Here is an 11,597-nt window from a genome sequence, read left to right on the forward strand (position 1 = left end):
GGCGAGCAGCGCGCGCATCGCCCATTTCTCCGCGCGCGTCGCCGGCATCTCGCGGATGTGAAAGGTCTTGCCCTGGTCACGGCCGTCATCGGCGATCGTGACGTCGATCTCTTTACGCATGGATTACCTCAGTTCGGGACGCTTTGGACGCTCTGCCAGCGGATCGCGAAACGGCGCGGCTGCAAGATCTTGGCCGCCGCCGGCATCGGCGGCAGGCTCACCAGGAAGCCCTTGGTCGAGATGTAGGAGCGGCCGAGCGACGGCAGCGTGGTCGAGCCGTTGGCCGTGTAGACGTCCTTGGCCTGCACCTGCGTCGCAGCCCAGGTTTCGAAGAAGGCGATCGACGGGGAATCGGCCTGCAACACGAACGTCTGGTTGATCGGGTTGTAGACGAAGCCGCCGGACAGGATGCCGTCGACGCCCATGGCGGTCTCCACCTGGTCGACACTGTCCATGTCGTAGATGTTGTCAGTGGCGAAGCCCTGGAGTTGAACCGGGGTCGGAAAGAGGTTCGGCACGGCAAGGGTAATGACCGCGTTCGCGGCGGTTAGGGTCGACATGGTCTGGCTCCTGACGGGTGGATTGGTTGCCGCTTACTGGACGAGGGTCGAGGTCAGCTCGATCTGCTGCACGGACTCGCCGTCCATGTACCGGAAGTTGATCGGCGGGCTCTGGCGGGCCTGGCGCACCTGCGGGGTGGCGTCCTTGACCTGGAGATACCAGCCTTGCAGCTCAAGGGTGTCGCTCGCCTTGACGCCGGCGGCCGAGTTGATCTGCGCGATCTGGAGCGCCGACAGCGTCACGCCGGCGCGGATGGCACCGAAATTCAGCGCCTGGTTGATCGGGTCGAGGCAGGCCGCCTTGATCAGCTCATAGCCGGCCGCGTTATACGGAACCGAGTTGATGTTCTGGATCAGCTCCATGAGGGAGAGCTGGAGCTGGTTGTTCAGCCAAATCTGGTTGATGTAGCTGTCCAGCCATTCGAACTCGCCCGACACCGTGCCGTTCTGGAACTCCAGGAACTGCTGCGCGGCCGTCGCGTAGGCGCCGTAGAAGTTATAGCCGTTGGCGATGAGGTTGCTCGCCACAGTCGCGGTGGTGACGCCTGCCACCAGGCCATCCTGCCCCCGGAATGCGAAGGTGATGCGGCCGTTGGTCTGCTGGAAGTCGATCGAGGCCGCCGCGCCGCAGATGAAGGCCGCGATCTGCGCGGGCGTCGTGATGCCGCCGGCGGGATGGTAGATGGCGCAGGTGCCGTCGAGATTGGCGCTCGCGATGATGTTGCCGAAGCTCGACGTCGCATCGTTGCCTTCGGTGGGAGTGATGTCCGTATCCCACGCGATGTAGGCATAGCGCTTGTTGGTGTTGTTGACCCACTCGGCAAAGGCCTGCTTCTGCACGCTGCCCGAACCGCCATCGGGATCGAAGATCGTCATGAACGTCGCCCAATTCTGGGTGAGCTGGGTGATCCCGGCCATGAACGCGGCAGGCGTCGTTCCATCGGCGCCCTGAGAGAGCGTCGCGCCGGTCGCCTGGGTCAGGAAGAGCCCCGCCGCGACCGAGCCGGTGGCGAAGGCTGCGGACGACGCCGCGCCGGCGATGGCGGAGGTGATGACGAAGCCGCCAGAGACTGAGTCATAGCTGACGTCCAGCGGCGTAGCCGACGCCGTGATTGCGCCGCTCGCCACCGTCTGGGTTTTGTCGACGAAGTATGTGCCGGTAAGGCCCTCGCCGCTGCCAAGCTGCACGATGCGCGTGCCAGCCGTCACCCCTGCACCGGCAAGCGTCTGGCCGACGGCCAGGGTGCCGCTTGCGAGCGCAGTGACCGTGAGGGTGCCATAGGTCGCGGAGACCGCAGTGCTGGCGACAACCTGCTCGATCGACACGGCATACTCGCCGATGCCGCCGGGCGTTCCCGAGAGCTGGTCGGTGATCTGCGTGCCGGCCGAGACGCCGGCGCCGGAGAGCGCCGCGCCTGCGACCAGAACCCCCGACGTCACGCCGGTCACATACATGACGTTGCCGGCGATGGAGGCGGTCACAGCTGCCGTTGCAGGGGCAATTGCCCCTGTCACGGCGGCCGCCTGCGGAGGAGCGGAGTTCAGGTCGGTCTGGATCAGCGCCGCGGCGGCCGAGAAGCTGTTTGCGCTCGATAGATCGATCGCGTTCGCGGTGCGCACATAGCCATCGACGTTGACGCTGAGCGTGCCGCTCAAAGCCTGGAGCTGCGCCAGCGAGAGCTGGTCGGCCTTTCCGCCTTGCAGATAGGCCGCGACCGACGCGGACGCATACTGCGCGAAAAGGATCGTGGCCGGCTTCTGGGTCGAGTTGTTGAAGCCGTTGAAATAGACCGCCGCGATCTCGGCCTCTTCCGAGGACGGGCCGAAGAAGTTCGACACCGACACACCGTCGTTCGGAAACGAGAGCACCTGCCCAATCGGGACGCGGGTGTTTTGGGTCAGCACGAGGCCGTTCATCACGAGCGCGTTGCCGCCCGCGTTGAGAACGTTCGGAATGACGTTCACAAGCTGCGAGGCCGGGATGGTCGTCATGGACCAGATCCTTTCTGTTTGAGGGGTCAGGCCGGGAAAGTCGCTTCGACGTTGACGACGTCGATCACGGCTTGGTCGGCGAATTGCTGTAGCAGGCCGATTGCCTGGTTGGCCTGCAGATGCACGTCGACGACGTAGCGGGTCTCGTATTGCTGCTCGCCGTTGAAGAACGGGACCTGCTTGGGATCGTCGGCATAGAGGGGAGCGCCATCCATGCCGGCATCCGCGAAATACCGTGTCGCCCGCTCATCGCGGATCAGCGTGGCGATCGTCTGCGCCATGTCGGAAGCGCCGCCATCCGAGGCGCTGTGCACGTCGAGTTGGATGACGACGTCGGTCGGCTGCATGATTGTCTCGGCGCCGCTCGAGAGCGTCTGCGCGGCCAGGGTCTGCGCCGGCGTGACAGCGTAGGATCCAATGCCGCCCGGCGTGCCGCTCGCCTGCTCGCTGATGAGCGTGCCGGCAGTCACCTGTGTTCCGAAGACGGTCGCCCCCACCAGCAGCGCGCCGAACGCGACCTGAGTGACGGTCATCACCGTATCCGCGATCGAGGCCTCGAACGCGCAGTCCTGATAGGTGTCGACGTTCGTCGAGAGGCGACCGCGGCGGCTCACCGTCATTGCGACGAAGTCGCCAGCCGGCTCCGGGACGCGGTTGTCTTGCGCCGAGATCACCTCGACGCCGGCGGGCAGGTATTGCAGCAGAAAGCCGCGCAGGACCGTCTGGATGCCAGACTGGCTGGGGACCGGGCCGCTCATCAGACGCTGGTGCCGATCCCGCGCACCGTGGCCTCGCCGGCGCCGACCGGCTGGCACCACACCTGGTCGCCGGCCGCGAGCGGGAACGGAACGAGGCTCTGGGAGAGCAGGACGCAATTCGAGGCATCCGCCGCCGGCTGGCTGTCCGCGATCGCTGCCAACACGCCGCCTATGCTGGTCACCTGCAACAGCGCCGATGAATAGTTGGCGCCGTCGGCGACCTTAGTCCACTGGCCGGCAGGGCATGGCACCGTGAAGGTTCCGTTCGCCATATCAGGCTCCATCCATTTGTAGGGTCAGGGCACACTTGCACCAGTCGGGCCAGGACTCGAGCACGAGTGCCACGAGCCATGTGTTGCCTTCCGGGAAGGTGCCGGCGGGGAAGACGAAAAGATCGCCGCCGACTTGCAGCTCGCGCACCACGCCGAGGGCCGAACCGTTCAAATAGACGGCGCGGCGCACGCCCTGAATGCTGAGACCGTCGAGCAGCTGCAGATCGTTGTAGGTAAGCGACTGCGCCTGCAGAGAGACGCCAGGCACGTCGACAAAGCTCGGCGTGCGCGTGCCGTCGACCGCCGTGGTGTAGCCGCTGGACCGTTTCAGCGTAGCGGTCACGAACGGGTTGACCGTGCCGATGGCCGCCGAAACGATCCCGTGCAGGTTCATGTTCGGTCAGCCGACGCGGTAGACCGTGAAGGTGCCGGCGCCCGTGTTGCGGAAGCGCAAGATGCCGCTCGACGGGATCGTGGCGCTGCTGTGCGCCGGGAAGTCCATCGAACCGACCAGCGTCATGCCGGCGTTGGTGGTGATGGTCGCATCCTCGGCATCGACGATGGAGGTGTTGATCACCGAGACGTCGAAGGAGTCGTTGGCCTGGAAGTCGGCCGGCAGTGCTGCCTGGAGCGCGGCACCGGTCGGGAGCTGCTGCACTGAGGCCGCGCCTACGCCCTGTTGGATGGTGATGATGCCGGCGAGCAGATCGGCCGGCGCCAGCGTGCCTGAGACGGTGTGCGCTGCCGGCGCGCCCTGGGTGCTGCCGACCTGTGCGGAGGAGGTCCAGATGGCAGCGCCGGCGGTCGCATCGACGCAGACAAAGGCGGTGTCGGTCGCGGTGTTCACCCAGGCCGAGCCGACCTGATAACCCTCGCTCGCGTCGTCGGTGGCGGCCGGATCGGTCACGGCCGAGAAATTGTTCTTGAATGCCAGGTCGGCTGGAATGTCGCCGACGTTGCTCGAAAAAAGGACGGCCCTCATCTTAGTGGTCTCCGGGTTCAGGGTTTCTTGACGGCATAGTCGACCGACGCCAGCATGTGGCCGGTGTCGACGAGCTGCTTGTCGTTGCCCTTGCGGGCGATGGTGGCGGGCTGCAGCGGCGGGCCGTCATAGGCGGTGATCGCCGCCTGCAACTGGCCCTTGATGGCCTCGCCCGTCTGGCCCAGCGTCTTTTCGGCGTCGTAGCCGTTCGCGACCAGGAGATTGCCCACGGCGTCGGGCCATTCGGGGCTCTTGTCGTCGATCATGCCCCGGAAGAACGGGCGGGGCGCCGTGTCGCGGGTCCCAAATTCATTCAGCGCCGCTACCAGCGGGACGGAGGTACCGTCGGGATAGGTCGCACCCTCCGGGAATCCGACGTCGACCGACACGGCGTTCTGGAGGCTCTTGGCGATCTCGGCCAGCTTCGCGGCGAGCTTGTCGCCGCCGGAGAGCTTCACCATCGCTTTACGCGCTGGGTGCGCTCTGATCGGCGGGCTGATCGGCGGCTTTCGCCTTTGCCTTCGCCTTTGCATCAACAGCAGGATCGGCCGGGCCGGTTGCTCTCGTGGCACCAGTTGCGCTGACGTCGGCCGCAGCGCCGGTCGCTCCGCTGTCGACGGCCGCGCCGGTGGCACCAGTGGTCGCGCCCGTCGCGCCGGCGGCGCCGGTTGCGCCTGCCGCGCCATCTGCGGCCGCCGTGGAGGTGGCGGGCGTCTCCTGCGCATCCACAAGAGGAGCCGGCGAAGCGAGGCGCAGGCTGCGCTCAAGCGTCTGGATGCGATCTTCGGCGTGCTGACGGAAGGCACGAAACTCGCGCATCAATTGCTGGAGGAGGTCCATGGGTGATGTCCTTTACTGGTTGAGCCACGGGTTGAAGACGCGGCGCGGGCCGGGGATGTAGCGCATGGTCCGGTAGGCGGCGGTGGCCTGCCAGTAAGCCGCGCCGAATTGGGTTTGCATGAACCAGGCGTTGTTGGGCGTCACGGGGAAGTCGGCCTGCACCGACACGCTGCCCTCGGCAGCATTCGAGACGCGTCCTACGATCCCGCCCGGCGCTTGACCGTTCGCGCCGTACATGAGCTGGCAAATGTGCGCGACCATCAGGTTGAGCAGCGTGGTCTGCGTCTCGGTCTTGGTGACGGGGCCGCCGCCGTCATTGCGGCAGTAGAGCGTCGCAACCGGGAGCGCGCCCTGCAAAACCTGCGGCTGGCTGAGCGTTGCGAACTGAGGGTAGATCGCGATGAAGTTCGCGAAGCTGAACTCGACGATAACGCCCATGGCGAACCTCCCTGGGGGTTGCGTGTCAGGCCGCGGCATCCGCCTTGTAGGCCTGGATGCCACGCGGCAGGTTGTGGGGATCGATCGGCTCGAGTCCCGACTTCTGCGCCTCATGCTCCTTGATGAAGCCCTCGACTATGTCAGTCTCGGTATGGGCCCAGACGAGGTTGTTCCTGACCGCGTCGAGGTCCTTGTTCTGCTCGAGCCACTTCTTGAAGAAATCAGCATCGACGCCATAGGTCAGGGCGTAGTCGCTGTCCTGGGCCATCGGGGCGGGCTCCTTGCGGCGGTCGAAGCGGCGCAGGTAGCCTTTCAGGACAACGGGCTCGCCGATGACCTGGGCGCGTTTCACCTTCCGAAAGCTGCCGCCGGCGGTCGGTTCGTTCTGCTCGACCATCTCGTGAAGGCGCAGAACGAGGCCATGCGGAAGCTTACAGGCAACAGTGACAGTCGTGGACATTGATTTACTCCGGTTGGTGGAAAAACGGTGGCCGTCGCCGATGGCGTCAGTGGAGCGGATGCTGGGAATCGAACGCAGCTCACAGCCGTGGGCGGCCGTTTTGCTCAGAGCATCCGCGAAGATGATGGTGCCCCTCGCCGAATCCAATCGCCGATTGCCGGGAGTTCCGTCTGGGTGATAATCGGGCGCTGTTTGCGCCTCGGGCATAGAAGAGTCGGGACGGCTCGACCGCTCGCTACCCACCTCAGTCCCGTTTAGTCAGAGCCCCGCTCTCATACGCCAAAGCCTTCCGTCCCCTGCTGCCTGATCGCCGCGCGCGCCAATCCGAAGCTAGCCGAGCCGCGTCTCCGCTTTTTCGTCCAGCTGCGCCCGCGCGTCACGGATCGAGGCGGCATAGGTCACCAGCGGCCGCTTGACGCCATGGCTTATCAGTGTGCGTCTCACCTGCGACGAGGCGCCCGCGATGATGAAGCGTCCTCCGGCCCGCCCTGCCTTGTGCACGGTGCTTTCAATCACGTTTGCCGCGGTCGAATCCAGAAAAGGCACCGCCGAGCAGTCGAGTATGAAGTTCTTGCTCTGGTCCGCGATGCGGTCGAGCACCGTGGCGACCGTTGCCGCCGCGCCGAAGAAGAAAGCACCGGATATGCGATAGATGACGGTGTCGGGATCCGTGGCTGAGCCAAGATCGTAGGCGAAGCGGCCGCCGTTCTCATCATCGGCGCGGTCGTCCGTCACCGGCGGGACATGCGCTTCTACCTCGACCGAACGAGCCATCCTACCGATGAACAGCAAGGCGCCCAGCGCAAAACCGATCACGATGCCGGTGGTAAGGTCGCGGAAGGTGACAAGTCCGAAGGTTGCCAGCAGCACCAGGGCATCGCCCCAGGACGATCGGATCAGCGCCAAGAAGGCGGGCTTCTCCACCATGTTCCAGGCCACGGTGGCCAGCACCCCGGCGAGCGCCGCCAGCGGGATGTAGCTGGCAAGCGGGGCAGCCACCACCATGAATAGCAGCAGGAAGGCGGAATGGAATATCCCCGACAACGGTCCATGCGCGCCGGCGCGGATGTTGGTCGCCGTGCGCGCGATCAGTCCGGTCACGCAGATCCCGCCGAACAGCGCCGAGCCGATATTGGCGATGCCCTGCGCCACCAGTTCGCAGTTGGAGCGGTGCCGTCGGCCGGTCATGCCGTCCGCGACCACGGCCGACAGCAGCGATTCGATTGCTCCGAGCAGGGCAAAGGAAATTGCGTCGGGTACTGCAGAGACGAGCTTATGCGCGTCGAAGGCCGGCAGAGTCGGGTCGGGCAAGATCCGCGGAATGCCGCCGAACTGGGTGCCGATCGTTTCGACGGGAAGGCCGAGAAGCGTCGTGGCGAGAGAGGCCGCCGCCACCGCGACCAGGAGGCCCGGCCATGAAGGCCGCCAGCGCTTCATGCCCACGATGATCCCTATCGTCAGCGTGGCGACGGCAATGGCCGCTGGATTTACCGTTCCGGCCGCCCTGCCAAGTGCGATAAGCCTGGGCAACAGGTCGCCGGGCTCCTTCCCCGGCAGAGTCAGGCCGAACAGGTCATGCAACTGGCTGGACAGGATGATCACGGCAATGCCCGCGGTGAAACCAACGGTCACCGGATAGGGAATGAATTTCACATAGGCGCCGAGCCTCAGATAACCGGCCGCGAGCAGGAAGGCGCCGGCCATGAGCATTGCCAGGATCAGTCCGTCAACGCCGTGCTGATCGACAGCGGAGGCCACGACCACGATGAAGGCGCCGGCCGGCCCGCCGATCTGGAACCTGCTGCCGCCAAGCGCGCCGACGATGAAACCGCCGATGATCGCCGTAAACAGTCCGCGCTCGGGCTCCACATGCGAGGCGATCGCGATCGCCATCGACAGCGGCAGCGCCACGATGGCGACTGTCAGGCCGGCGATCACATCCGCCCTCAGCTGCTTGAGGTGGTAGCCCTCGCGCAGCACCGTCACCAGCTTTGGTGTGAACAGCTCGGCGAATGTCGGCCGTGCTTGATGGTGAATTGCAGGCCGAGCCTGATCCATGACCATATTCCGCTCCAAAGGGCGGCGGGATCGTCGGCTGCATGTCGGCGGTCGCCGTCGCGATAACTGTTGCGACCCCGCATTGCGCTGCCCGAAACCGGCAAGGGTTTCCGGGGCGGATGCGGTTGCGGCTCAGCCTTGCGGGTTCTGCGCCACGGTGGCCTTGAGGCGTACGCCCCTGCCGCCGCGCTCGCTGGTCTGGTTCTCGCCGATCAGTTCCACGCCAACCTCGTCAAGGGCCTGGATGACCTTCATCAACGTGTCGACAACGCCTCGCACGACACCCTCGCTCGCCTCCATGCGCTGTATCGTCGGAAGCGAAACTCCGGCGCGCTCGGCAAGAGTTCGCTGGTCGATACCGGCCAACGCCCTCGCGGCGCGCATCTGCGCAGCAGTGATCATCGGCCAGAACCTTTGTCTGAGTCTGCGGTATCAATGGATAATACAAATATCATGATGCTTCAAGCCTCATTCATTTTGGATGAGACATTGGCCACTCGCTGTCCGTAAACGGCCTTGCTCCGCTGCAGCAGCCGAGCCTCAAGCCAGCACAGCATGGCGCAGGCAAAACCCCCGCGGCAGCCGGCAAGCAGGCAGGACAAGCTGCGGAGCCGGCAGCGGCTTTGATCCCAAGGAAACATCGGACCAGACGATATGGCCATGATTGAACGCGTCTTGAAAAAGGTTCTCGCGGTTAACGCGCATGCTGCTGAGAGGGAATGGTTAGCTTCAATTCTGCTCGGCGCTTTCAGGCTGGAACCGCGGACGAGGCAGGTTTGATCGCCCACGGTGCGGAGATCAAGCGCCGATAGGTGCTATGCCGACGGGAACACCAGTCGAGATGGCAGAGACCGTGAAGGCGAGCAAATCATTGCCCGCCAACAAGAACTGGTGAGCAGACTTGCGGCACAAGCGCGTATGTTGTTGCCGTATGACGCTGTAGTGTTCCTGCAATCCTTGAAGCCGTGCAGCGGTCGCCTGTCTGGAATGCCTTAGGCGCAAGCCTACTTCGTCCCAGCCCCAAACCAGTGGATGAATGCGGCTCGTATTGGGGCGCGCAATACTATCTCTACGCCATCTAAACGCCCACCATCTGGGAAATGCCCATCGGCTGCCGGATGATCGCGCCCCAGGTGCCGCTGGACATTTTCTTTTTCCACGAGGAGAGCGCGCGCACGATTGGATGAGCGCGGAGCTTTTCGTTAAACGCACAATAGCCGGTCTGCTGACCATCGATGCCGTCGGCAATGAACTGAACCACGTTGCCGGCTGAGATGCCCGTCGGGTTGATCGCTGTCTCCGCCCTATATTGCACCGCCGAGACGACGCGAAGGTTCGGGAAGTTTTTCTTGAGCAGGTCCTCAACATTGACGTTGAACGAGTTGGTCGCGGTCATGGCAAGCTGCGATTCCGGCGACATGGCCAGCGTCATCTTGGTGTTCTGGTCGACCAGGCCGGCTGTCTGGGTAACGAGCTGCAGCCACAGTGATTGGAGGTCGGAATAGATCTCATTCGCGGTGGCGACGATCTGGCCGTTGTTGATCCATTTCACGCCGCCGTAAGCCTTCGGCGCCGGGGTGATCGGAGCCGCCAGGTTCGGATCGTTGAGAAGGCCATAGTTCTGCAAGCCCTGCACGCCCTTGAAGTAGGTCGTGTTGAGGAATCGTGCGAGCACCGTGACGCCGGCGCCATCCACCTCGCCAACCCAATTGACGCGGCCAAGGCCGGCGCGCTCGATTTCCAGCTCGCCATACTCGGAAATCGTCTGGAACAGATAGGACTGGCGCTGCGGCCAATTCATGTTGGCGCCGGCTCGGCCGTTGTCGTTGTAGTCGCCATAGCTCGACACTTCGCCGGTCTGCTCAACGACGGGGAACATCGCCGTCTGGTCGATCCAGGTGCCCTTTCGAATTTCGCCGAAGATTTCGGCAGCTTTGGTCGGTGCGAAAAGGATGCGGTAGACCTCAGGATCTACAAGCGTGGTGAGGAACGCCGGGATGCCGGCGTTCGGTGCTGTCGCTAGCTGAGGCTGTGCATCCATCGCGAGATGATTGGTGCGGAACGCCTCGACGATGTAGGCGCGTGCATCGGGAAGGTAGATACCGGCCTGCTCGAACATCGAGCGATGCTGAGCCCACGCCGCAGCGGCCTGATCGAAGTCGTGAAATTTCATGGTGGTTATCCTCGCAGATCGCCGGCTTGCGGCGCATGGTTGTGAGATTGACGGGCGGGTTTAGCCCTGAGGCCAAGAGCTGATCTTCATCAGCTCGCCGGGCTGCGCGAAGGAACGCACGGTCCACTTGGTCTCGACGTTGGTGGCCGCGGTGAGCGCTGCCGCGTTGACGACGGTGTTGACGTCGACCGCGTAGCTGCCAGCGCCGCCGGCCGGGCCGGTGAGCTGCTGGGTGATCGTGGTGACTGCGGTGATGCCGGCGCCGGTCAGCGTGTCACCGACTCCGAAGACGCCAGCGATAGCGCCGCCCGCCGTGAACACGCCATAGGTGCCGGAAATCTCTGTCCCGGGGTCGACGTCCTGGTCGGGGATGTTGACCGCATACGTGCCCACACCGCCCGGGGTACCAGTGAGCTGCTGTATGATCTTCGTGCCGGAGACGACATCGGTACCCGAGATGGTGGTGCCTGGATAGATCGTGCCCGAGTTGACCGTCGTGACCGTCAGCACATTGCCGACGATGGAGCCCAGTAAGCCGCTGGTCGCGGCTGCGATGGAGCCGGCCGAAGTGGTCGCGCCATTCGGCGAGCCGGACGGAGCAGCGGTCGCCGTGCCATCGGCATAGTTGGCGTAGACCTTCTGGCCGACCAGGGCAGGCGTCGCGCCAGCGTTCTTCACCCAGAAATCGCCGCCATCGAAAAGGGTGATGGGGAAGCCGGCCGGGACCAGCATGGTGGATTCCTGCAAATACTGTTCGATTAGGCCCTGCTGCTCACGATGGACGAAGCCTGCGACCGGGCCGGTGCCGAAGGTGTTGACCACGGCCGGCGCATTGTCGCTGTCGGCTTGGACATAACTCAGCCAGGCGAAGCGGCCGATGACAGCACCTAGAGCGCCGCAGACCAGCGCGCCAGCGGCGGCAAGGACCGTAGAGCGGGGATTGGTGGAAGCGAAGTCGCCCCCGACAGCGGGGGCGGGATTGTAGGCTACCTGCGTCTGAAACCCAGACATGGGCGATCTCCTAAATGAAAAGAGCCGGCTCGCTGGCCGGCTCGACGGGCTTG

Annotated in this window: 14 protein-coding genes; all 14 read right to left on the reverse strand. The window is 64.5% G+C overall.

From position 1 onward, the window contains the following. Nucleotides 1-128: 128 nt before the first annotated feature. The 14 genes from EOA79_RS02890 to EOA79_RS02960 all read right to left on the reverse strand — a co-directional run bounded on the left by EOA79_RS02890 (nucleotide 129) and on the right by EOA79_RS02960 (nucleotide 11,544). The gene (locus EOA79_RS02890) at nucleotides 129-560 is read right to left on the reverse strand and encodes a hypothetical protein (protein WP_067328704.1); all 432 of its coding nucleotides are present in this window, start codon (nucleotides 558-560) and stop codon (nucleotides 129-131) included. Between the two features lie 33 nt (nucleotides 561-593). Next, a complete protein-coding gene (locus EOA79_RS02895) occupies nucleotides 594-2,552 on the reverse strand; it encodes a DUF3383 family protein (protein ID WP_128292853.1) in 1,959 nt (652 codons plus the stop codon). Between the two features lie 26 nt (nucleotides 2,553-2,578). Further along, a complete protein-coding gene (locus tag EOA79_RS02900; RefSeq protein WP_127335315.1) occupies nucleotides 2,579-3,310 on the reverse strand; it encodes a hypothetical protein in 732 nt (243 codons plus the stop codon). Next, on the reverse strand, nucleotides 3,310-3,582 hold the full coding sequence (locus tag EOA79_RS02905) for a hypothetical protein (protein WP_127335314.1): 273 nt from the start codon (nucleotides 3,580-3,582) through the stop codon (nucleotides 3,310-3,312). Before EOA79_RS02905 ends, EOA79_RS02900 begins: the two co-directional genes overlap by 1 nt. A 1-nt stretch (nucleotide 3,583) precedes the next feature. Beyond that, nucleotides 3,584-3,976, reverse strand: a complete 393-nt coding sequence (locus tag EOA79_RS02910) for a hypothetical protein (protein WP_127239330.1) — start codon at nucleotides 3,974-3,976, stop codon at nucleotides 3,584-3,586. A 6-nt stretch (nucleotides 3,977-3,982) separates the two neighbouring features. Continuing rightward, nucleotides 3,983-4,564, reverse strand: coding sequence for a hypothetical protein (locus EOA79_RS02915; protein ID WP_127335313.1), 582 nt, complete (start codon nucleotides 4,562-4,564; stop codon nucleotides 3,983-3,985). Nucleotides 4,565-4,581: 17 nt separating this feature from the next. Continuing rightward, nucleotides 4,582-5,025 carry a hypothetical protein gene (locus EOA79_RS02920; protein ID WP_127239328.1) on the reverse strand — a complete coding sequence of 148 codons (444 nt, stop codon included), beginning with the start codon at nucleotides 5,023-5,025 and terminating at the stop codon, nucleotides 4,582-4,584. A gap of 4 nt (nucleotides 5,026-5,029) precedes the next feature. Continuing rightward, nucleotides 5,030-5,404 carry a hypothetical protein gene (locus EOA79_RS33115; RefSeq protein WP_206519852.1) on the reverse strand — a complete coding sequence of 125 codons (375 nt, stop codon included), beginning with the start codon at nucleotides 5,402-5,404 and terminating at the stop codon, nucleotides 5,030-5,032. A gap of 12 nt (nucleotides 5,405-5,416) precedes the next feature. Then, the gene (locus tag EOA79_RS02930; protein ID WP_164746624.1) at nucleotides 5,417-5,842 is read right to left on the reverse strand and encodes a DUF4054 domain-containing protein; all 426 of its coding nucleotides are present in this window, start codon (nucleotides 5,840-5,842) and stop codon (nucleotides 5,417-5,419) included. A 25-nt stretch (nucleotides 5,843-5,867) separates the two neighbouring features. Beyond that, the gene (locus EOA79_RS02935; protein WP_127335310.1) at nucleotides 5,868-6,509 is read right to left on the reverse strand and encodes a hypothetical protein; all 642 of its coding nucleotides are present in this window, start codon (nucleotides 6,507-6,509) and stop codon (nucleotides 5,868-5,870) included. A gap of 123 nt (nucleotides 6,510-6,632) precedes the next feature. Further along, a complete protein-coding gene (locus tag EOA79_RS02940) occupies nucleotides 6,633-8,360 on the reverse strand; it encodes a SulP family inorganic anion transporter (RefSeq protein ID WP_127239326.1) in 1,728 nt (575 codons plus the stop codon). A 132-nt stretch (nucleotides 8,361-8,492) separates the two neighbouring features. Next, nucleotides 8,493-8,762 carry a helix-turn-helix transcriptional regulator gene (locus tag EOA79_RS02945; protein ID WP_095825883.1) on the reverse strand — a complete coding sequence of 90 codons (270 nt, stop codon included), beginning with the start codon at nucleotides 8,760-8,762 and terminating at the stop codon, nucleotides 8,493-8,495. Between the two features lie 676 nt (nucleotides 8,763-9,438). Further along, entirely contained in the window at nucleotides 9,439-10,533 is a 1,095-nt protein-coding gene (locus EOA79_RS02955; protein WP_206519851.1) for a hypothetical protein, read from the reverse strand. Nucleotides 10,534-10,593: 60 nt separating this feature from the next. After that, on the reverse strand, nucleotides 10,594-11,544 hold the full coding sequence (locus tag EOA79_RS02960; protein ID WP_127335309.1) for a hypothetical protein: 951 nt from the start codon (nucleotides 11,542-11,544) through the stop codon (nucleotides 10,594-10,596). Between the last annotated feature and the right edge of the window lie 53 nt (nucleotides 11,545-11,597).

The organism is Mesorhizobium sp. M1A.F.Ca.IN.020.03.2.1, from assembly GCF_004023205.1.
GTDB lineage: Bacteria > Pseudomonadota > Alphaproteobacteria > Rhizobiales > Rhizobiaceae > Mesorhizobium.